The organism is Bacillus aquiflavi (assembly GCF_019915265.1).
Classification (GTDB): Bacteria; Bacillota; Bacilli; order Bacillales; family Cytobacillaceae; genus Bacillus_BT; species Bacillus_BT aquiflavi.
The window spans coordinates 2,506,887-2,529,805 of the sequence record NZ_CP082780.1 but is presented as its reverse complement, the minus strand read 5'-3'; the positions used below and the strand labels follow the sequence as shown (position 1 = coordinate 2,529,805).

Genomic DNA, 22,919 nt, shown 5'->3' with positions numbered 1-22,919 from the left:
CCCACTCCTCTGAAGATGCTATTTTTTTAGCTTTGAAAGATTTCGGTGAATTTGACCGTAATGACCTTTTAGATGTTCATCAATAAAATGATCAACAATGAAGGATACGGGCTTATTTCCAAACTTAGCAAAATTGATATGTGGAGATTCAATCGTTAGTTGTTCTTCAGTTAAGGTATTTAGAACAGCCGAAATATGATCTTTCTGTTCTTTCAAGCTATCTAAGATAACCTTTACAGATAGTTCATCTGGATTGGCTACTGCTGATAACCGTGCTTGATCTTGTAATCCACGTCCCCAAGTTGTACCAGGTGTTTCGATGATTTTTATAATTTCTCCTAACCAGTATGGTATCGCTTCATTTATGTGAGATAAAATTTGTAAAATTGACCATTCTGCTTCAGAAGGTTTCCAACGAATCACTTCTTCTGAAAGGCTTTCACTTGTTTGAATCATTTTATTGAGTGATTGTTGAATAGAATCAACATATTCTTGAATACTCATTGTATTTTTAACCATCCTCATTCTCCTTTACAAATGATACTTTATTTTCTAATACACCGACCTTGTCAATTTCAATTTTTACTACGTCACCATCTTTAAGAAATAATTGAGGATCCCTAGCAACACCAACTCCACCAGGTGTTCCTGTCAAGATTATATCCCCTGGTTCAAGTGTCATAAGACGAGACAAAAATACCACTAAATATTGCACACTAAATACAAGGTTGTCTGTGTTTGCTCGTTGACGTTCTTCACCATTAACTGTTAATACCATTTCAAGTCCGCTAGGATCGGTTAATTCATCTGTTGTAACCAACCATGGGCCCATCGGTGCGCTTCCCTCGACAGTTTTCCCCTGTAACCATTGAAGGGTGCGTCGTTGAATATCACGATAAGTAACATCATTTGCAATGGTATAGCCTGCTACATAATCAAGGGCTTGATCTTGTGAAATGTTCCGAGCTTTTCTACCAATAACAAAAGCGAATTCAGCTTCATAATCAAGTTGCTCAGAAATTGGGTAAAATGGAATATCGTGTTGTGGTCCAATAACCGTATTTGCAAATTTCGCAAAGATAACAGGGTGGGAAGGTAATTCTCTTCCCATTTCAAGAATATGATCGCGGTAGTTATGACCAACACAAATCATTTTTCCAGGTGAAGGAACAGGTGCTTCAATTTTTACATCTTCCAACATATGAATGATTTCGTGTTTAAAAGTGTTGTGATTTTTGTGATTTTCAAGGGCAAAAGCAACCGCTTCTTTAGCAAGAGACAAGCTTTCACACCCGCCTTGTAAAAATTCAGTCATATTTGCCGGCACATAAGCTTCAGCGATTTTTTCAAAGCGGTATTTTCCTTGCGATTGTAATAAAGCTTGATAAGCATAATTTAAATCAACAATTTTATTTTCGGCTGGTAAGAATACACCTGTACGGGTAAAACCGTTACGTGAAAAAGTTACTAGTTTCATAATCTTCTCCTTTATTTAAAAAAATTTCCGAATTGGGATAATAATTAGAGAATACTGTTTATTAGTTTGATTTCACCACCTTGAATAATTACACGAATAGTGAACTTGATATACTATTTGTGTAATTATGATAACTTAATATTCAAAAAAGTGCAATAAGGAAATTTTTTATGTAATTTAAACTTAGATAAGTTGGAAATTTTTATTTAAATGTGTTAAGAAAGTAGTGATTTGCATTTTAAACAAGTAAGCTAGAACGATTCATTTGTTGCAAATATATTTTTAAGGATTTAATAATCAATCAGAACAATCATGTTACATTGAACTTAATTGTTTCTGATTGAAAAACTCAATTTCTAATTACATAAAAGGGAACAAAAAAAAAAGGAATCGAGGTCGATCCCTTTCTTTTCAATCGATATCCGCATTAAAATGTTAGTTTGCTTTTCACATAATCGAAGATGGATGTATTTTTTTCCTATGATCTTTTATACCTAAACTAGCACATTAAATACCGAATAATAATAACAAAATGAATACAATGAAAGGCAGTAGGATAAGGAAGCTTAGAAAGATGCTTAAGAGTCCTTTCCAAGCTGAAAAACCATGCACTTGACCGATGCTTTTACATGTAATTATGTAATACCAAACTACAATTATCGTATCAATTGCCATGAATAAGAAAAATAAAATTAATAAAGTAGGATTGCTTGTAGTGTTTGGCATCGAACTTGTAAACATTTCATGACCAAAAAGAATAAGTTGTGGTACCCATAATATTAATTTTGCGATCATTGGAACTCCAGACCAGGCAATGGCAATTCTCATGTCTTTCCAATTGCCTTTTCCTCCAATCCATTTACCTGTCCAATACACTAGCGTACTAAAGATGAACCAATATATATATCCATATAATATACCCCATATAATTGAACCGATAAAAATACTTATTGTATTAGGAATATGGTCACCAACATTCCTGGCAGAAGCTTGATCTAAAAATATCGAAATTCCGAACAGAAAAATAAGTATAAACATTTGCGATTTCCGTGTGTGAGGAAGCATTGCTTGAATTGTTGTTCGCGGATCGGTCCATAATGTTATCCATGGACTCTTTATTTGTTCTTTTGTAGACTCACTCATTCTATTAATCTTTCCTTTCAAAACTCTATTATTTAAACCAATATTTTAATCACATCTGTTATTTTTTCACCTCCATTTTTTATTTTGTAATTAAAATATGGAAAATAAATTTTAACATATAATCATTGTAAATAATAACAATTATTGAGCATTAATGATAAAATTCGACAAAAATAGTCTTAAAGATATATATATTAGTTGAATAGTCATATTATTGTAAAGTTGTTAATTTAGGATAAAAATACTTGATTTTCTAAATAATTAGGAAAAAATACACATATAAAAGAAAAATTTAAATTGACTATTTATACTTGATTGGAATTTTAGCCTATATTAACATATTTAAGAATATTAAAATATCGAAAGGTAATGGTCTGATGATGAAGATTGCTAAAAATCTTTCAAATCAATTTGATTCAGTTATTTTGCATGTGAGGCAAACGCATCATCTCTTATCTGCATCAGGATCTGCTGTAATCGTCATCCATAATGATAAAGTTGTAACAGAAGAATATATAGGCAGGCACTCAAAATCTGTTCATGCTAGACCTATTACAGAAGACTCGCAATTTCATGTTGCATCTGTTCGAAAAAGCTATATTGGATTTGCTGCTGCCTACTCTATTTACAAAGGCTATATCTCTTCTATCGATGATCCAGTAACCAAATACTTATCTATAGATAATGACGGGACTTTAAGCGGGACTACGATAAGACATTTACTTACACATACTCATGGCTTACGAAATAAAAATGGTAAAATCATTCGAGAGTTTATTCCAGGAGAGAGTTGGGCATATCATGGGGTAGGTACGGATCTTATTTGCGAAATCATAAAGAACACAACGGATAAAACGATTTCTGAAATCGTTTCAAACGAAGTATTTAAACCGTTAGGATTAAAAGCATCTAACTGGTACGCTGTGAAAAACGAAAAACTCGTTGAAGTGATTCGAGAACGTGAAGACCCTCATTGGAAAACGTTCCAGCAAACTGATGGAAGCAAGATGAATATGTATGTTTCAGCACTAGAATTAGCTTATTGGGGTTATTTTCATTTAAACGAAGGATTTATAAACAATAAACAAATCGTACCGAAAGACATCATTCGGCTAGCTACCTCATTGCAAAGTCCTCCATTAAAAGATCACACCCTGCCGCAAAATGGATTTTTCTGGTTTGTGAAAGATTTACCAACAACAAAAAAGGAGATTGGCGAACTTGTACCTAAAGGTTCATATCAAATTTTAGGTTATACTAACACAGCTGTTCTTGTCATTCCTCAACATGAAGTTGTTGCTGTTTGTATGTTAAATCGGTTTGGTTCTCCAAAAGGATATCAGTATTTAAAAAACATTAGAGCATTTGGAGATACTGTAATGAAATGTTTATAGTTAATCAGTAGAAAGCAACAATAATATCCTGCTTATCTATCACTCTATCAATTAAATTACAATTTTCCCCTTAAAAAATAAATAGATCTTGAAATTTTTCTTTTAAAAGGTAGAGAATAAAAGAAATTGCTCTTTAGGATAGGTGGGAGTTGTTTGCATGGAACAAAAAACTGATATGAGTCTCGTTGCTGACATTGAAAAAGATTTACGTTACATATCCGTCATTATTAAGCAAAAGGGACGAGAAATATTAAGTAATTACACAATTACTCCACCTCAGTTTATTGCGCTTCAATGGTTATTTGAAGAGGGAGATATGACAATCGGAGAACTTTCGAATAAAATGTATTTGGCTTGCAGTACAACGACTGATCTAGTGGATCGCATGGAGAAAAATAAACTTGTTATAAGAATAAAAGATACGAGAGATCGCCGTGTTGTAAGAATCCATCTTTTAGATGAAGGTAAGCGTATTATCAATGAGGTGATTAAGAAACGACAAGCATATTTACAAGACGTGCTAAAGGATTTTTCAAATAAAGAAATCCTCCAACTAAAAACAAATTTAACGAAACTACATCAAGATATGCAGGGAAAATGAGGGAAACGACTTGGAGCAGCCAATCGGAATAATTGATTCAGGAGTTGGCGGATTAACAGTTGCAAAGGAAGTTATTCGTCAATTGCCTTATGAACAAATTTTTTATGTAGGTGATACGGCTCGTTGTCCGTATGGGCCAAGACAAAGTGAAGAAGTAAAGCAGTTTACATGGGAGATGACCCAATATTTACTAGAGAAAAACATTAAAATGCTTGTTATTGCGTGTAATACAGCAACAGCTGTTGTTTTAGATGAAATACGTAATCAACTAGCCATTCCAGTGCTTGGTGTTATCCACCCTGGGTCAAGAGCTGCAATTCGGCTCACAACAAATTTGAATATCGGTGTTATCGGTACAGAAGGAACAGTTAAAAGTGCAGCATACACAAAAACGTTAAAGTCGATTAATAATCGAGTAAACGTTGAAAGCCTTGCATGTCCTAAATTTGTTCCATTAGTTGAAAGCGGTGAAATAAATGGAACAATTGCAAAAAAAATTGTGACTGCAACGTTACAGCCAATAAAAAAGAAAGAGATTGATACCCTTATTTTAGGCTGTACCCATTACCCTCTTCTTGAACCATTAATTAAAGAAGAGATGGGAGACAAAGTAAGTATTATTAGCTCTGGAGAAGAAACAGCGAAGGAAGTATATCTAATCTTAAATGAGAAAGGTTTACTAAACGGAAAAAGAACTGAACCGGCTCATCAGTTTTTTACAACAGGCTCGGTTGCGCTTTTTGCCCGAATTGCCTCCGCATGGTTAGAAAAAACGATTCATAATGTAACGGCAATTAAGCTTTAACTTTTATAAAAGTTGATCCAATATTGACACGAACGAAAGCGAGTAGAAATTATCATTTATAAGTTTATAATAAAGTGCAAGCAACGTAAGGATGCGTGCGTTTGTAAAACAGTTTCCAAGCTCTCTAATTTAGAGGGTTTTTTTATTTGAATAGCAAAATTTTCTTTCTTAAGACGGTCTAAATTAAAAATAGGCTCGTATATATGTAGTACAAACAGTCTTAGGAGGGATTCATATGTTTAAAATGAAGAAAACAGTTATTGTTTCAGCAATAATTGCTACTTCTATTCTTCTATCAGGGTGCGGTCTATTTGGCGGAAACGAAAAGAGTAAGAAAGTTGATCCGCCTCAAAATGTATCGTATTTAGGGGAAGAAGATGAAATAAATGTATCTGAAAAGACAGACGAAGCAGGCAAAAAGAAAGCGAAGGAAGAAACCACACAAGAAAAGGTGAAAACGGAGCTTTATCTTATAGATAAAGATGGCTATGTCGTGCCGCAAACATTAGATCTCCCACGAACAGAGTCAGTTGCAAAGCAAGCGTTGGAGTACTTAGTTGAAAATGGACCAGTAACTGATATGCTACCAAGTGGATTTCGTGCAGTTTTACCAGCAGATACAGAAATTAAAGGGGTAAATATTAAAGACGGAATAGCATTAGTTGATTTTTCGAAAGAATTTACTGAATACAAGCCTGAAGATGAGCTTAAAATTTTACAATCTGTTACGTGGACGCTTACTCAATTCGATCAAATAAAAAGTGTGAAAATCATGATTAATGGTCATGAATTAAAAGAAATGCCAGCGAATGGAACACCAATTGAAGAAGGCTTAACGAGAAAAATTGGCATTAATTTAGATACATCAGAAATTAGTGATGTAGCAAACACTAAATCAGTAACAGTATATTATATTGCGGAAAATGGGGATTCTTCCTACTATGTTCCTGTTACGAGACGAGTTAGTAATAAAATTGAGAATAATGTTGAAGCTGTCGTAAAGAAATTAATTGAAGGACCGAGTTATACATCTAGTCTGTTGACGGAGTTTCTTCCTGATGTAGCATTAATAGATCCTCCAAAAGTTGATAATGGAAAAGTAACATTAAACTTTAATGAATCTATTTTAGGAAGTTTTGAGGAAAAAATGATTTCAAAACATTTATTGAATAGTCTTGTCCTCTCTTTAACTGAACAGCAAGGGATTGAGAGTGTTTCGGTTATGGTGGATGGAAGTACAGAAGTGATCAACGAAGAGGGTGAAAAGTTGTCTGAACCAGTAACACGTCCAGAAAAAATAAATACAGGTAGTTTTTAAAAAAATATTTTTTTTATACTATATAATGATAGGAATAGAGGTTGGCAATTCATGCCACCTCTTCTTTATTGACTTTGTCATGTTAATTATTGAAGGAGGTACATTAATGCGTGTTGATGGACGTGAGCAACAGCAATTAAGAACGATACATATTGATACAAACTATTTGAAGCATCCGGAAGGCTCTGTTTTAATTAGTGTTGGAGATACAAAAGTCATTTGTACTGCGAGCGTTGAAGATCGCGTTCCGCCGTTTATGCGCGGAGAAGGAAAAGGTTGGATTACTGCAGAATATTCAATGTTGCCAAGGGCGACAGAACAGAGAAATATCCGAGAATCCGCAAGAGGTAAAATATCTGGAAGAACAATGGAGATTCAACGTTTAATTGGTCGTTCCCTTCGTGCTGTCGTTGATTTAGAATCTATAGGAGAAAAAACGATTTGGATTGATTGTGATGTCATTCAAGCCGACGGAGGAACTCGCACAGCTTCTATTACAGGAGCGTTTGTTGCAATGACTCAAGCTTTTGCAAAACTATATGAGCAAAAAGCAATTAAAAAGTTTCCAATAACGGATTACTTAGCTGCAACTAGTGTCGGAATATTAAAAGATATCGGTGCTGTTCTTGATTTAAATTATGCGGAAGATTCAAAGGCAGAAGTAGATATGAATGTTGTCATGACTGGAAATGGGGAATTTGTTGAGCTTCAAGGAACTGGAGAAGAAGCGACTTTTTCTTCTGATCAGCTTAACGAACTATTGGCTGCTGCAAAAGGCGGACTCATGCAATTATTTGAACTTCAGAAAAGCGTTTTAGATGAAAAAATCATTGAACTCATTGAAGGTAATGGAAAGAAGGAAGAGGCGGAATAATAATAAAATGGATGAGGTCATTATTGCGACTAAAAACAAAGGTAAAGCAAAAGAATATGAGCAAATGTTTAGCAAGCGTGGGATACAAGTTAAAACATTATTAGATTATCCTGAAATTAGGGATGTTGAAGAAACTGGAATGACATTTGAGGAAAATGCGATTATGAAAGCTGAAACAATTGCAAATCGCCTTGGTAAAATAGTCATTGCTGATGACTCAGGCTTAATTGTCGATGCCCTCGGAGGCAAGCCAGGAGTGTTTTCAGCCCGCTATGCAGGAGAAGAAAAAAATGACGATGCGAATATTGACAAAGTATTATTAGAGCTTAGCACGGTAAAAGAAAAGGATAGAACAGCCCGATTTTATTGTGCTTTAGCAGTAGCTTCCCCGAGTATGGAGACATTTACTGTTTTTGGTACATGTGAAGGGCGGATACTGAAGGAACGGAAAGGAAGCAACGGTTTCGGCTATGATCCGATATTTTATGTGAATGAAAAAGAGAAATCAATGGCAGAACTGAGTAAAGATGAGAAAAATAAAATAAGTCATCGTGCAAAAGCGTTAAAGAAGTTAGAAAAAGATTTTGCACGCATTTTATCTGAATAGTATAATGATTTCTAGATACGCTAATTTTTTCAAAAGAGGAATTAGAAACGATGAATATATTAATTGTAAGTGATAGTCACGGTTTAACGGAAGAGTTAAAAGTGATTAAAAATAAGCATATGGATGAGATTGATCACATGATTCATTGTGGTGATTCTGAGCTGTCCATTGCTCATAATGCGATCGAAGATTTCATAATAGTAAAAGGAAACTGTGACATTGAAAAACGATTTCCAGAAGAAGTAATCCAGGAAATAGATGGATACAGACTTCTAGTTGTTCACGGTCATCAATACGGTGTAAAGCATACATTAATGAATTTGCACTATCGTGCAGCGGAATTAGATGCGGATATAGTCTGCTTTGGACACTCACATATTTTAGGAGTCGAAATCATTGCTGGGAAGTTGTTTATTAATCCTGGAAGCATCTGTTTACCACGAAAGCGAATAGAAAAAACGTATGTTATTTTAAGACTAGAAAATAACTATGCAAATATTTCTATATTTGAATATGAAAAAGGAGAACTTACTGAATTAAAGCAGAGATTTCCTCTTCCTAAAAAATAAAAAATAGCTTATAATACTCTAGGGAAGTAATTCCCTTGAGTTTTTTTAAAAAAACCATTGACATCCATTGGGTAAAATAATATAATAAAACTTGTCTCTGATACACAAAATCATGTCCCAGTAGCTCAGCTGGATAGAGCAACGGCCTTCTAAGCCGTCGGTCGGGAGTTCGAATCTCTCCTGGGACGTCCTAAAAATGCGATAAAAGCCCGTCAAATCAACGTTTTAGCACGCTAGGTAAACGGTCATGTACACGGTTAACCATCCGATTATACACGTAAATATACTTATCGGGGGGGGTTACCATGATGAGGAAAAAAGACGTCCTAAAAGTAGACGCATACTTGACGGATTTATTTACGTCCAGCCCGCAGAAAAGTGTCGAGAAAGTTTCAAGAAATACAAACGGAATAACACAAAAACAAGCGCTCACTACGGTCTTCCGTCAAATGACGGCGGCAGGACTATGTGAGCGTATTTTGCGTGATTATGAAGTTATTGTTAACCATTTCGCAAGGATAACTAATTTAACAGGCTCTATAATAAAGATCGCTTATCAGCTAAAAGAAAGCTATCAGATCTGGTTTATACAAGCGAAAAAAATAGGGAAAACAGAGATCAATCGTGTGAAAGAAGAGTTGAAGGGATTATACGAGTGGATTGAAGAATCTGGAATTCCAGAGGTGAAACATTTATGAAAGCAAAGCGCATATTCAGTTGCTTGGACACTTGAGAGAATCGGAGGATTATCTGGCAGGTACATGAGTGTGATCAAACCCTTACAAAATAATATATTTGAAGAGATAGAACTTCGAGCTGAAGTGTACTCTAATTTTGATTACAGAGTTTTAGAACGCTATAAAAGGATATGTCTACTTGCTTGATTTACGTTGATTAAAAAATATTACCTCTACTATTCATCAAAACGGGAGCTATAAATGAGTAAAAGCACAATTGCTCATAATAAGTTTGGGCAATTGTGCTTGTTTTTTTAAAAGAATGCTTCTTTTTAATTTACAGGTGAAAGGTCATCGAACAGATCGGAGGTATAAGAAAAGCATGAAACGTAACTTTATAGGCGAAAGAGGGGCAAAGGCTGTCCGTAATATCCGCTAGCTATTGGAATGTCCAACAAAAGAATGAGCGTTATGAAAAAATAAATGAGGCGCTAGTAATATTTATTCAAGCGAAAGAAGCTGAGGGGTTAAAACAACGAACAATGGAACAGTACAGCGATTATATAAAGTATTTAATGGATTCAAATTATACTAGATTGGGGAGGTGCCTATTTTTTATTAACCCTTAGCATAAGGAATGAAAATTATAAAATGAACCTCTAATAATTATTTTAATATAAAATGTGCCAAAAATTAAAATGAATTTTGTACTACTTCCATTTACTTGTATCATCATGAGTTATTCATTACACTACATGAAAGATTGCGGCATCCTCCGACTTTTAGTATTATTTTTTTAAGTAGACTGCTTTTAAGAAGGTTAATGGAGAGTGTAATGGGTGTGAAATCTATAACGATTGATAATTTAATACAAAAATTTTCATTAGAAGTATTGACAGGAAAAAATCAACTACATCGTACAATCACGAAGTCAAGAACACATCGTCCTGGATTAGAATTTATTGATTACTTTGATTTTTTCCCGATGGAACATGTTCAAGTACTTGGAAAAAATGAAATTACTTATTTACATATGTTAAATGAAGATGAACGCAAGCTTCGGGTCGGGAATATCGTCAAATATAATCCGCCTTGCATCATCGTGACTGAACAACAAAAAGGATTAAAATATTTAACTCAATTTTGTACGGAAGAAAATATCCCACTACTCCGTACGCATGAAACAACTTACGAATTTATTGGGAAACTAGATGCCTATTTAGTAAAAACAATGGCACCAGAAATCGCAGTGCATGGAGTTTGTATCAATGTTTCAGGAATCGGCATTTTACTGCGCGGTAAATCAGGGGTAGGCAAAAGTGAGACTGCACACACGTTGATCGGTCGTGGGCATCGTTTAGTTGCCGATGACATTGTTGTGTTAAAAAAGCTTAGTCCACAAACTCTTCTTGGTACTCATAATGAGAGGAACAGAGAATTTCTCGCCTTGCGCAGCATTGGGTTGTTAAATGTAGTGCGGTTATACGGAAGAAAAGCTTTTCAGGATGAGACACGGATTGCGCTCGATATTGAACTAGTAAACTGGCAGAATAATGAATTAAATAATGAGTTAGAAGTAGAATCGAAATTTAGAGAATATATGGGTGTTAAAATTCCTCATATTCAAATTCAGCTTCAACCAGGGCGCGATGTGGCAGGATTAATTGAAGCGGCAGCAAATAATTGGTATCTAAAGCAACAAGGATACAGTGCTGCGGAAGAATTTATGAAACGACTTGAAATTGATTCTCCTTCATTTTAAGTATGAATAATTAAGTAGAGCATTAAAATTTCATAAAAAATTTTAAAACAATTCGATCGTTTAATATAGTTCATGTAGTAAACTACACATATATAACATGTCAAATTTAGACAAAATCAGTATTTGAATCAAGATGATCTCAGATTATTTGAAAACGCTTGTCAGTCGAGGCGCAGGAAGCAAATAGAACTGTTGTGTGCGAGCAACAAAGAATACGAATGTTTGTCAATAATTGATGTTTATCTATCATATTTAAAACTATTATTTAAATCTCGAAAAAGGGAGGTGATTCTTATTTCAGTGGATAATATAAGACCTTTAAAAGAAACAGAAATTGATCAAATAATAGAAATTTGGATAACGGGATCTATCAAAGCCCATAATTTTATTGACAAGGAATACTGGGAATCCAAAAAAATGGACATGAAAACGATGTATATACCCATGTCTAAAACCTTTATCATCCAAGAAAATGAAAAAATTGTTGCTTTCATCTCAATGATAGATCATTATTTAGCAGCATTATTTGTTCATATTGACTATCAGAAAAAAGGTTATGGGAAAAGCTTATTACAATATATTAAGCTACATAAAGACATAGTTAAACTAAAAGTTTATCAAAAAAATAAAAATGCAGTTAAATTTTATTTGAATAACGGATTTGTTATTAAAGAAGAACTCTTTGATGAACATACTTCTGAAAAGGAATTGTTAATGAGTTGGCAAAAGAGCAAATAATATTGTCCAGAAAATTTTTTCTGGACTTGTAATTTAATGAGTATGAAAAAACCATTGTTCCCCTAACTTACTTTCACATCTAAATAAATTTCCGATAGTATTTTAAAATGAGCATTATCTCACCTTTTTTATCCATAGTAATTTTTACTTTTAATAATTCTAAAAATCATGTAATAATATATCAATATATCAGATAATTCAGATTACTATAAAAATGAAGGTGATAATGGAATTAAAAAGAAGAACTCAATTTTAAAGCGTTGGTGGTTTTTTAGTTAATCATTATCGCTTTAGTTTAATGATTTCTCAGTTTTTACCTTCGCCCTTCTCGATGATCAAGACGATTTGGTTCATCATCAAAAGTTGGGGGTGACAACTGATCAGCCTGTTTCTAGGCGAATGTGTTGGAAAAGATGCCCCGTCATTTCGGCTTTTGAGAGTTTAATTTTATTGTTTGTTCTTCCATATGCCATTTGATAAAGGAGGCAAAATAGAGTCTAGTAATGCTTTTTCCTTTAAAATAAGAGTCTTCACCACTTTAGATAAACTCCCACTTTTATGAAACTAATAGCGCCTCGTCCAATCAGAAAGTCCTTTTTGCTTGCGTTCGAATACATAAGGTAGTGCTACAAGGTTTGAAAAAGGTGACATCAGTGTTTTTCTTCCTTTAGCCAATGAAAAATAAACTTCGTTCATCTTTGGTGAGAGTCGCTGGGGTACACGTTAAACAACGGTTAAAGCGAAACAGTATCATGTTTTTTTCGTGCTTAAATAACGTCTCCTTTTTTTATGGATTTTGTGTATTTACTTATTATCAATACAACTCTTTATTATTTAATAATGACTTTTTTGTTGTATTGTTCTTCCAAAAAAGACATCTGTATTTCACCTCGCTACAGTTGTTCTGTTTTTTTTTTTTTTCACAAAAAGTTCAAAAAAAAATTTGCTCTTTAAGAACATTAATGTCTCAACATTGTAAGCGTATTCAACCTTTCCAATAAATCGAAATTATCTAATAATTCATAAAAATGGTGTTGACGTCTGCATAAAATCGGCGTAAGATAGTCCTCAAATAAAAGATAAAGGAACAACTGATAGAAAGTTTTAATTGGATTTAATCAAAATAATACCTTATTTTTAGGAAAAAATTTTAATTTGAAATTTCATCCGTTTAAAGCGTTTTATCGTTAAAGAAGAGGAGTGTCTTTTTCGTGTCCGAACAGTGGATTTTTTTAAATGGCGAATATGTGACAAAAGAGAATGCAAAAATTTCAGTCTACGATCACGGCTTTTTGTACGGAGACGGAATATTTGAGGGGATCCGGGTTTACGATGGGAATATTTTTCGCTTGAAAGATCATATGGATCGTCTTTATAACTCCGCAAAATCAATTTTATTAAATATCTCCTATAAGCAGGAGGAGTTAACACAAATTGTTATCGATACGGTGAAAAAAAATAAATTACAAAGTGCTTATATTCGTTTAGTTGTATCCAGAGGAGTAGGAAACCTTGGCCTTGATCCAGCTCATTGCAAAAAGGAAAATATTGTTATTATTGTTGAACCGCTTACTCTTTTCCCGAAAGAACTTTATGAAAAAGGACTTGAAATTGTCACTGTAGCGACTAGAAGAAATAGACCTGATATTTTAAGTCCGCAAGTTAAGTCTTTAAACTATTTAAACAATGTACTTGTAAAAATTGAAGCTCGCTTAGCTCATGTGAGTGAAGCGTTAATGTTAAATGATCAAGGGTATGTAGCTGAAGGATCAGGAGACAATGTTTTTATCGTAAAAAAAAAAGTATTTTATACACCTCCAAGTTATATTGGAGCACTAGAAGGAATTACAAGAGATGCAGTGATAGATATCATAAAAGAACTCGGTTATGAAGTTAGGGAACAGGCATTCACAAGACATGATGTATATACAGCTGATGAAGTGTTTTTAACTGGGACAGCCGCTGAAGTCATTTCCGTTATTAAAGTAGATGGAAGGATGATTGGCAACGGTAAACCTGGAACTTATACACAGGAAATATTGAAAAAATTCAGAGAAAAAGTAGTAACAGAAGGTATTAAAGTATATAACAAAAAAGCTTCTGCAAGTTAAATATAGAAAAAACGTTGAAGAGGATAAGTAATTTTTTGGAGTGGCATTCACAGAGAGTCGGTGAAGCTGAGAGCCGGTAATGCCCCATAAGGTGAACTCGCCTCAGAGTATCAGTTCGAAAGATAATTTAAGTAGGGCTGATCGGGTGCTAAAACACTCGTTATTAAAAAGAACAATTAAAGTTTGTTCACAGATTGTAGACAAAGTCAGTATTTGAATTCAACTCTTCAGACTGTTTGAAAAAAGCTTGTCAGTCTAGGCGCCGAGCAACAAGGCGGAAAAGAGTAGAACAGTCGTTCAAAATACGTTTGTCAACAGCCTAAGAACAATTAAAATTGTTCAAAAGTGCACGTTTTTCGCGTGAATTAGGGTGGTACCGTGGAAAGGTGGTATTTATGAGCCTTTTCATCCCTTAGCCTAGGATAAGTAGGCTTTTAAGGGATGGAAAGGCTCTTTTTTATATTTAAAAAGCAATCAAAGCATACTAGGTGCCGTTTGTTTAAATTAAAACTTAATTTAAGGAGGTTATTTTTAACATGCAGGAAGCTGCTTTTATGGAAAAGAAAGCTGAAGAAGAAATGATGACCGGTGCAGATTTAATGTTAAATGCGTTAAAAAAGGAAGGCGTTGAAGTAATCTTTGGGTATCCGGGGGGAGCGGTTCTTCCAATTTATGATAAGCTTTATCACTCAGATATCCGCCATATTTTGCCCCGGCATGAACAAGGAGGAATTCATGCCGCAGAAGGATACGCTCGGATTACAGGGAAGCCGGGGGTTGTCATTGTAACATCCGGTCCTGGAGCAACTAATATTGTAACAGGATTAACGGATGCGTTAATGGACTCTTTGCCGCTTGTCGTTTTCACTGGTCAAGTATCAACTGAAGTCATTGGAACAGATGCGTTCCAAGAGGCTGATATTCTCGGAATTACAACTCCGATTACAAAATATAATTATCAAGTTCGGAACATTGAAGATATTCCTTATATTGTAAAAGAAGCTTTTTATATTGCGTCAAGTGGAAGACCTGGTCCTGTATTAATCGATATTCCAAAAGACATTTCAGCCTCCCTTGGATTTATTCCTGAAGAGAAAGAAATTAATTTACCTGGATATCAACCAACATTACAACCAAATTATTTACAAATCTGCAAGTTAACAGAAGCAGTTAGTAAGGCAAAACGTCCGGTTATTTTAGCTGGAGCAGGTGTTTTACATTCAAATGCAGCACAAGAGTTAGAACAATATGCAGAACAACAAAATATTCCGGTTGTTCATACTCTTCTTGGTTTAGGCGGATTTCCGGCTGACAATCCGTTATTTACCGGTATGGGGGGAATGCATGGCTGTTACGCGGCAAATATGGCTCTGTATGAATGTGATTTATTAATTAATATCGGGGCACGTTTTGACGATCGTTTAACAGGTAACTTAACACATTTCGCTCCGAAAGCTCTCGTTGCTCATATTGACATTGATCCAGCGGAAATCGGAAAAAATGTTCCGACAAAAATACCAATTGTTGCGGATGCAAAAGAAGCATTAAAAGAGTTAATCAAACAAAAAGGTCGACCCGGTGACAACGAAGAATGGGTTCAGTTATTAAAAGATTGGAATGAAAAGCATCCATTTTATTATGAAAATGACAGCGAATTATTGAAACCGCAGAAAGTAATCGAAATGCTCTACGAGAAAACAAAAGGAGATGCAATTGTTGTAACAGATGTTGGTCAACATCAAATGTGGGCAGCCCAATTTTACAAGTTTAATTATGCGAATCGCTTTGTAACATCCGGGGGACTTGGAACGATGGGATTTGGTCTTCCTGCTAGTATCGGCGCCCAACTTGCAGATCCTGAAGCATGTGTATTAGCAGTTTTAGGAGATGGCGGTTTCCAAATGGCTATTCAAGAGCTTTCAGTTATCGCAGAATTAAATTTACCAATTAAGATTGTCATCTTAAATAATGAAAATCTTGGAATGGTTAGACAATGGCAGGAACTCTTTTACGAAAAACGTTACTCTTATTCAAATATATCATCTCAGCCGTCTTTTACTAAGTTGGCAGAAGCTTATGGAATTAAGGCTTTTGAAATTTCTACTGAAGAGGAAGCGGAAAAGATTTTAAGCGAGGTAATGAACGATCGTGAGCCAGTTCTTCTTGATTTCCGCGTAGAAAAAATGGAAAAAGTATACCCAATGATTGCTCAAGGGAAAGGGCTGCATGAAATGGTAGGTGTGAAAGAATGAAACGGATTATAACCCTAACAGTTTTAAATCGGCCAGGTGTTTTAAATAGAATTACAAATTTATTTTCAAAACGAAATTATAATATTGAGAGCATTACTGTAGGTCATTCAGAGAATGAAGGCGTATCAAGAATTACTTGTGTTGTTCATGTGGAAAACGATCAAGTGATCGAACAAATTACGAAACAGTTAAATAAACAAATTGATGTATTAAAAGTTACTGATATTACTGATCAAGCAATTGTTTCTAGAGAGCTTGCCTTAATTAAAGTTTTGTCGACTCCACAAAATCGCAATGAAATTTACGCCCTTATTGAACCATTTCGAGCTTCTGTTATTGATGTCGGCAAAGACAGCCTAACAGTGCAAATAACAGGAGAATCAGATAAATTAGATGCTTTTATCGAATTAATTAAACCGTATGGAATTAAAGAATTAGCGAGAACAGGTACAACAGCTTTCTTACGGGGGACGCAAAGAAATGTCCATCAGCAAAAGTCTTATTCAATTGTATAAAGCGAACAAATGTATAACGTCCCGTTAGCATTCGGGACTTAATAACTAGGCTATTTTTGTGGCTCATTTCCAAGAACTTTTTTTCATAGCTGAAAATGCGTGTGAGGCTTCGGTCTCATACGGATGAGCTTCAATATATTTTTAATATAGCTAAAAAATAATAAAATTTAAAAATTAAAGGAGAGAAATAAAAAATGACAAAAATGTATTATAACGGAGATGCGAATGAAGCTTATTTACAAGGAAAAACAGTAGCGATTGTTGGGTATGGTTCACAAGGTCACGCTCATGCACAAAACTTACGGGACAGCGGGGTAGAAGTTGTAATTGGTCTTCGGAAAGGAAAGTCATGGGATAAGGCAGAAAAGGATGGTTTTCCGGTATATGCTGTTTCTGAAGCTACTGCTAAAGCAGATATTATTATGATTTTATTACCAGATGAATTGCAGCCTAAAGTTTATAAAGAAGAAATTGAGCCAAATTTAACAAATCAAGCAATTATGTTTGCGCATGGATTTAATATTTATTTCCATCAAATTGTCGCACCAAAGTCATGTGATGTTTTACTCGTTGCTCCAAAAGGCCCAGGTCATCTTGTAAGACGAACATATGAAGAAGGAGCTGGAGTTCCTGCATTGTTTGCAATTTATCAAGACGTTACTGGAGAAGCAAAAGAACTTGCTTTAGCTTATGCAAAAGGTATTGGGGCATTACGAGCTGGAGCGCTAGAAACATCATTTAAAGAAGAGACTGAAACAGATTTATTTGGAGAGCAGGCGGTTCTGTGCGGAGGTTTAACATCGCTTGTAAAAGCAGGATTTGAAACGCTTGTAGAAGCCGGTTATCAGCCAGAGCTTGCATATTTTGAATGTTTGCATGAATTAAAATTAATTGTGGATTTAATGTATGAAGGCGGATTAGAAGGAATGCGTTATTCCATTTCAGATACAGCACAATGGGGAGACTTCATCAGTGGTCCTAGAGTCATTAATGAAGATGTGAAAAAATCTATGAAAGCAGTATTAAAGGATATTCAAGAAGGAAACTTTGCAAAAGGCTGGATTTTAGAAAACCAAGCTAACAGACCTGTTTTCAACGCTGTGAATGAGCGTGAAAATCAACATCTTATTGAAGAGGTGGGAAGAAAATTACGTAAAATGATGCCATTTGTAAATGAGAGAAAGTCGAAAGAAGTGGTCTCAAGTGCGAAAAATTAACATTTTTGATACGACATTAAGAGATGGTGAGCAATCGGCCGGAGTAAACTTAAACTTTTCAGAAAAGCTGGAAATTGCGAAACAGTTAGAACGTCTAAATGTCGATATTATTGAAGCGGGATTTCCTGCCGCATCTAAAGGAGATTTCTCTTCAGTTCAAGCAATTGCACAGACAATTAAAAACTGTTCAGTGACCGGGTTAGCCCGGTCTGTCAAGTCCGATATTGATGCGGCATGGGAAGCATTGAAAGACGGTGTTGAACCTCGCTTGCACGTGTTTATTGCTACTTCTCCGATTCATCGGGATTATAAGCTTAAATTATCGAAGGAACAAGTGATTGAAACGGCAGTCGAAACTGTAAAATATGCTGCAGAGCGTTTTCCGGTTGTTCAATGGTCAGCGGAAGACGCCTGCCGCACTGAGCTTCCTTATTTAGCTCAGATTGTAGAAGCTGTTATTCAAGCGGGAGCAAAAGTTGTTAATATTCCTGATACGGTAGGATATATCACACCAAAAGAATATGGGGATATTTTCACTTATTTAAGGGAAAATGTACCTTCTATAGATGGAGTTTCATTATCTGCTCATTGTCATGACGATTTAGGAATGGCAATTGCTAATTCATTATCGGCAATCGAGCATGGAGCTACTCAAGTAGAGGGTGCGATAAATGGCATTGGTGAAAGAGCTGGTAATGCCGCACTTGAAGAATTTGCTGTAGCTCTTTATACACGGAAAGATTACTACAAAGCTGAAACGAGACTTGTTTTAAATGAAATTAGCAGAACGAGCAGCTTAGTAAGTAAATTAACGGGAATGATTGTTCCAGCGAACAAAGCAGTTGTTGGCAGAAATGCTTTTGCACATGAATCAGGCATTCACCAAGATGGTGTTTTAAAGGAAAAAACGACATATGAAATTATTTCCCCTGACTTAGTTGGCTTTCAATCGAATTCTATGGTACTTGGTAAACATTCTGGACGTCACGCTTTTAAAACACGGTTACAGGAACTTGGTTTTACGATACCTGATGAAGAAATTAAGCATTTATTTACTGTTTTTAAAGATATGGCTGATCGAAAAAAAGAGATGACAGACGAGGACTTAGTGGCAATCGTTCTTGAAGAAAGACTTTCAACAGAACAGCGCTTTTATGACCTGACTTCCATTCAAGTACAATATGGTACAAATCAAGTACCGACAGCAACTGTTACATTAACTGGATTTCATAATAAAATCATTCAGGAAGCTGCACCCGGATCAGGAAGTATTGAAGCTTTGTACAATACGTTGGAAAGATGTTTGCAAGCACCTGTAAAGCTTCTCGATTTTCGAATTCAATCAGTAGGAAAAGGAAGAGATGCCTTAGCACAAGTATACGTAAAATTACGTTATCAAGAAACTGAAACAAGTGGCCGCGGACTTGCACAAGATGTTCTTGAAGCGTCAGCTAAAGCATATTTAAACGCGATTAATCGAGTCATTTATTTAAATGGGAAGGCGAAGGCAGAACCTGTCGCTCAAACACAATGAATAAGATCAGTTAAGTAAGTAGAAAGCCCCAAAATTCACACGGAGGGATGAAGGTGAAAAAGAGAATCGCAGTATTACCGGGTGATGGAATTGGTAAAGAAGTAACTAAAGGTGCAGTGGAAGTATTACAAGCGATTGGGGAACGGTTCGGTCATCAATTTTCCTTCGTGTATGGAAAAATTGGTGGAGAAGCGGTCAATACAGAAGGAACTCCGCTTCCAGATGAAACAATCGATTTGTGTAAAGGAAGCGATGCAGTTTTATTAGGGGCTGTTGGAGGTCCTAAATGGGATCATCTTCCTGTTCATCTTCGACCGGAAAAGGGTTTATTAAAAATCCGAAAAGAACTGAATTTATATGCTAATCTAAGGCCGACAAATTATTTCGAAAGCCTTGCTGATTCTTCTCCGCTTCGAAAAGAATTTATTGAACATGTTGATATGTTGATCGTTCGTGAACTAACTGGCGGGTTGTACTTTGGCAAGCCAAGTGAACGGGTGAATCAAAATGGCAAGGATGCAGTTGTAGACACATTATTTTATGAAAAAGAGGAAATAGAAAGAGTGATTCGGCTGGCATTTGAATTAGCCAGAAAGCGCGGAAGAAAGGTGACTTCAATTGATAAAGCAAATGTGCTTGAATCTAGTCGTATGTGGAGAGAGGTTGCAGAACAAACCTCGAAAAAATATCCTGAAGTCATTCTTGAACATATGCTTGTCGATAACGCAGCGATGCAAATAATTAAAAACCCGAAACAATTTGATGTAGTCGTGACGGAAAACATGTTTGGAGATATATTAAGTGATGAAGCATCGGTATTAACAGGTTCTTTAGGTATGCTTCCATCTGCTAGTCTTTCGCTATCAGGCCCTTATTTATACGAACCTATCCATGGTTCAGCTCCAGACATTGCAGGGAAAGGAATTGCAAATCCAATTGGAGCGATTTTGTCAGCTGCAATGATGCTACGACATTCATTTAATTTGGAAAAAGAAGCGAAATCTATAGAAAATGCAGTTTCTGAAGTTCTTGAAGCAGGTTATCGAACAGCTGATATTGTTTCTTCTAGTTATAAACGTGTTTCAACATCTGAAATGATAGAAGAAATAAGAGCAACTATTTTAGATAATGAAGCAACTATAAATATAATGAACTGTTATGTGTAATTTTCACAATAAAAAAAGGACACGGTCGTAAGGTCGTGTCCGTTTCATTCATGGAAGGGGGATAAAATGGGTAAGTCAGTGATTGAAAAAATATGGGAAAAGCACGTTGTACATCGAGAAAAGGGGAAACCTGATTTATTATATATAGATCTTCATTTAGTACATGAAGTAACTTCTCCGCAAGCATTTGAAGGGTTACGATTAAAGAAACGGAAAGTCCGCAGGCCAGATAAAACATTTGCTACGATGGATCATAACGTCCCTACTGTTAATCGCTTTCAAATTGATGATAAAGTAGCGTTAAATCAAGTAAATGCATTAGCGAAAAATTGCGCCGAGTTTAATGTGCCGTTAGCAGGATTAGAAAGCCCTGATCAAGGTATCGTCCATGTTATAGGTCCAGAACTTGGTTTAACTAAACCCGGAATGACAATCGTTTGTGGAGATAGTCACACTTCTACTCATGGTGCATTCGGAGCGCTTGCTTTTGGAATTGGAACAAGCGAGGTCGAACATGTACTGGCAACACAAACATTATGGCAAACTAAACCAAAAACATTAAAATTACAAATAGATGGTAAATTAATGCCGGGGGTAACAGCAAAAGACGTTATTCTCTATATAATAGCTAAACATGGAATTAATTTTGGTACTGGCCATGTGATTGAATATTGTGGTGAAGTCATAAGAAATATGACAATGGATGAAAGAATGACTGTTTGTAATATGTCAATTGAAGGTGGAGCAAGAGCTGGTTTAATTAGTCCGGATGAAACTACTTTTGCTTATATAAAAGGAAGAAAATACGCTCCTAAAGAGGCGGAATTTGATAAATGGGTTGAGGAATGGAAAAAGCTATCTTCGGATGAAGATGCTGTTTATGATAATGACATTTACATTGATGGCAATAAAATAACGCCAATGGTCAGCTGGGGAACAAATCCTTCCATGACTACATCTATAACTGGCAGTATTCCGAAAATTGACAATTGTGAAACCGAGGTAGAAAAAGAATCGTTAGAGCGAGCCCTTAAATATATGTCTTTAAAAGATGGACAAAAAATTGAAGACATTCAAATTCAACATGTGTTTATTGGATCGTGTACAAACTCACGGTTAGAGGATTTACGTCAAGCTGCACATATTGTGCAAGGTAAAAAGGTTCATCCTTCAGTTCGAGCTTTAGTCGTTCCAGGTTCTCAACAAGTGAAGAAACTTGCTGAAGCAGAAGGGATAGATAAAATCTTTTTAGAAGCAGGTTTTGAATGGAGAGAATCAGGCTGCAGCATGTGTCTTAGCATGAATGCAGATATTGTACCAGCAGGTGAGCATTGTGCTTCAACTTCAAATCGTAATTTTGAGGGAAGACAAGGAGCAGGTGCTAGAACACATCTTGTAAGTCCCGCAATGGCTGCAGCAGCAGCGATTCATGGTCATTTTGTTGATGTTAGAAAGATGTTGACAGAAAAAGCATATCAATAATGTTATCCTTCCTTACAAATAATTTATACAGAAATGGAGGAGAAAGTGATGAGTAGCTTTTCCACTTTGCAAAGTAAGGCAGCTGTTTTAGACCGGGCTAATGTTGATACCGATCAAATTATTCCGAAGCAATTTTTAAAACGGATAGAAAGAACTGGATTTGGTCAGTTTTTATTTTATGGCTGGCGTTTTTTAGAAGATGGGAGCCTGAACCCGGATTTTGAATTAAATAAGCGTGAAAACGAAGGTGCTCAAATATTAATTGCAAACGAAAACTTTGGATGTGGTTCGTCAAGAGAGCATGCTCCGTGGGCATTGTTAGACTATGGATTTAAAATTATTATTGCCCCATCATTTGCCGATATATTTTACCAAAATTGCTTAAAAAATGGCATGCTTCCAGTAGTCTTACCTTCTGAAGACGTACAATATTTAATGGAGAAATCACAAAACAATGATGTCATGATAACAGTTAATTTAGAGGAGGAAACTGTTTCGGATGAATTTGGATTTGTGCGTTTTTTTAAAATTCATCCATATTGGAAGCAACTCCTATTGAACGGATGGGATGAAATAGAAATTACGTTACAATTAGAAGAGAAAATCTCTCAATATGAAAAAACAATCCCGTGAAAATAATGACACAACTCGTAGACAAAACTAAATAAATTTCTAAA

21 protein-coding genes, 1 tRNA gene and 1 other annotated feature are annotated in these 22,919 nt (G+C 35.4%); of the genes, 19 read left to right on the top strand and 3 right to left on the bottom strand.

Going from position 1 to position 22,919, the window contains the following annotated elements:
* Window positions 1-18: 18 nt before the first annotated feature.
* The 3 genes from K6959_RS12260 to K6959_RS12250 all read right to left on the bottom strand — a co-directional run bounded on the left by K6959_RS12260 (window position 19) and on the right by K6959_RS12250 (window position 2,620).
* Window positions 19-519, bottom strand: coding sequence for a DinB family protein (locus tag K6959_RS12260; protein ID WP_246234713.1), 501 nt, complete (start codon window positions 517-519; stop codon window positions 19-21).
* A complete protein-coding gene (locus K6959_RS12255; RefSeq protein WP_223086634.1) occupies window positions 512-1,477 on the bottom strand; it encodes a fumarylacetoacetate hydrolase family protein in 966 nt (321 codons plus the stop codon). Before K6959_RS12255 ends, K6959_RS12260 begins: the two co-directional genes overlap by 8 nt.
* A gap of 507 nt (window positions 1,478-1,984) precedes the next feature.
* Window positions 1,985-2,620, bottom strand: coding sequence for a Yip1 family protein (locus tag K6959_RS12250; protein ID WP_223086632.1), 636 nt, complete (start codon window positions 2,618-2,620; stop codon window positions 1,985-1,987).
* Window positions 2,621-2,997: 377 nt separating this feature from the next.
* Between K6959_RS12250 and K6959_RS12245 the strand changes: the two genes are divergently transcribed.
* From K6959_RS12245 to leuD, 19 genes are all read left to right on the top strand, one after another.
* On the top strand, window positions 2,998-4,014 hold the full coding sequence (locus K6959_RS12245; RefSeq protein ID WP_262421784.1) for a serine hydrolase domain-containing protein: 1,017 nt from the start codon (window positions 2,998-3,000) through the stop codon (window positions 4,012-4,014).
* Window positions 4,015-4,171: 157 nt separating this feature from the next.
* Entirely contained in the window at window positions 4,172-4,615 is a 444-nt protein-coding gene (locus tag K6959_RS12240) for a MarR family winged helix-turn-helix transcriptional regulator (RefSeq protein WP_163242138.1), read from the top strand.
* 10 nt (window positions 4,616-4,625) lie between these two features.
* The gene (racE, locus tag K6959_RS12235; RefSeq protein WP_163242137.1) at window positions 4,626-5,420 is read left to right on the top strand and encodes a glutamate racemase; all 795 of its coding nucleotides are present in this window, start codon (window positions 4,626-4,628) and stop codon (window positions 5,418-5,420) included.
* Between the two features lie 235 nt (window positions 5,421-5,655).
* Window positions 5,656-6,738, top strand: coding sequence for a GerMN domain-containing protein (locus K6959_RS12230; RefSeq protein ID WP_163242136.1), 1,083 nt, complete (start codon window positions 5,656-5,658; stop codon window positions 6,736-6,738).
* A gap of 106 nt (window positions 6,739-6,844) precedes the next feature.
* On the top strand, window positions 6,845-7,612 hold the full coding sequence (gene rph, locus K6959_RS12225; RefSeq protein ID WP_163242135.1) for a ribonuclease PH: 768 nt from the start codon (window positions 6,845-6,847) through the stop codon (window positions 7,610-7,612).
* Between the two features lie 7 nt (window positions 7,613-7,619).
* Entirely contained in the window at window positions 7,620-8,219 is a 600-nt protein-coding gene (locus K6959_RS12220; RefSeq protein WP_163242134.1) for an XTP/dITP diphosphatase, read from the top strand.
* Window positions 8,220-8,269: 50 nt separating this feature from the next.
* The gene (locus K6959_RS12215) at window positions 8,270-8,788 is read left to right on the top strand and encodes a metallophosphoesterase family protein (RefSeq protein WP_163242133.1); all 519 of its coding nucleotides are present in this window, start codon (window positions 8,270-8,272) and stop codon (window positions 8,786-8,788) included.
* A 114-nt stretch (window positions 8,789-8,902) separates the two neighbouring features.
* A tRNA-Arg gene (locus tag K6959_RS12210) sits at window positions 8,903-8,976 on the top strand.
* Between the two features lie 117 nt (window positions 8,977-9,093).
* Window positions 9,094-9,486 carry a hypothetical protein gene (locus K6959_RS12205; protein ID WP_163242132.1) on the top strand — a complete coding sequence of 131 codons (393 nt, stop codon included), beginning with the start codon at window positions 9,094-9,096 and terminating at the stop codon, window positions 9,484-9,486.
* Between the two features lie 820 nt (window positions 9,487-10,306).
* Complete coding sequence (gene hprK / locus K6959_RS12200; RefSeq protein WP_163242168.1) at window positions 10,307-11,227, top strand: HPr(Ser) kinase/phosphatase; 921 nt, start codon at window positions 10,307-10,309, stop codon at window positions 11,225-11,227.
* 300 nt (window positions 11,228-11,527) lie between these two features.
* The gene (locus K6959_RS12195) at window positions 11,528-11,965 is read left to right on the top strand and encodes an N-acetyltransferase (RefSeq protein ID WP_262421783.1); all 438 of its coding nucleotides are present in this window, start codon (window positions 11,528-11,530) and stop codon (window positions 11,963-11,965) included.
* Window positions 11,966-13,176: 1,211 nt separating this feature from the next.
* Window positions 13,177-14,076, top strand: coding sequence for a branched-chain-amino-acid transaminase (ilvE, locus tag K6959_RS12190; protein ID WP_223086631.1), 900 nt, complete (start codon window positions 13,177-13,179; stop codon window positions 14,074-14,076).
* Between the two features lie 5 nt (window positions 14,077-14,081).
* Window positions 14,082-14,492: a binding site (T-box leader), on the top strand.
* A gap of 120 nt (window positions 14,493-14,612) precedes the next feature.
* On the top strand, window positions 14,613-16,328 hold the full coding sequence (ilvB, locus tag K6959_RS12185; protein WP_163242130.1) for an acetolactate synthase large subunit: 1,716 nt from the start codon (window positions 14,613-14,615) through the stop codon (window positions 16,326-16,328).
* On the top strand, window positions 16,325-16,843 hold the full coding sequence (ilvN, locus tag K6959_RS12180; RefSeq protein WP_163242129.1) for an acetolactate synthase small subunit: 519 nt from the start codon (window positions 16,325-16,327) through the stop codon (window positions 16,841-16,843). Before ilvB ends, ilvN begins: the two co-directional genes overlap by 4 nt.
* Window positions 16,844-17,037: 194 nt before the next feature.
* A complete protein-coding gene (gene ilvC / locus K6959_RS12175) occupies window positions 17,038-18,060 on the top strand; it encodes a ketol-acid reductoisomerase (protein WP_223086629.1) in 1,023 nt (340 codons plus the stop codon).
* Window positions 18,047-19,594 carry a 2-isopropylmalate synthase gene (locus tag K6959_RS12170; RefSeq protein ID WP_163242127.1) on the top strand — a complete coding sequence of 516 codons (1,548 nt, stop codon included), beginning with the start codon at window positions 18,047-18,049 and terminating at the stop codon, window positions 19,592-19,594. Before ilvC ends, K6959_RS12170 begins: the two co-directional genes overlap by 14 nt.
* Before the next feature lie 53 nt (window positions 19,595-19,647).
* The gene (leuB, locus tag K6959_RS12165) at window positions 19,648-20,760 is read left to right on the top strand and encodes a 3-isopropylmalate dehydrogenase (RefSeq protein WP_163242126.1); all 1,113 of its coding nucleotides are present in this window, start codon (window positions 19,648-19,650) and stop codon (window positions 20,758-20,760) included.
* Between the two features lie 66 nt (window positions 20,761-20,826).
* A complete protein-coding gene (gene leuC / locus K6959_RS12160; protein ID WP_163242125.1) occupies window positions 20,827-22,242 on the top strand; it encodes a 3-isopropylmalate dehydratase large subunit in 1,416 nt (471 codons plus the stop codon).
* 48 nt (window positions 22,243-22,290) lie between these two features.
* Entirely contained in the window at window positions 22,291-22,875 is a 585-nt protein-coding gene (leuD, locus tag K6959_RS12155) for a 3-isopropylmalate dehydratase small subunit (protein WP_223086627.1), read from the top strand.
* The last annotated feature ends 44 nt before the right edge of the window (window positions 22,876-22,919 follow it).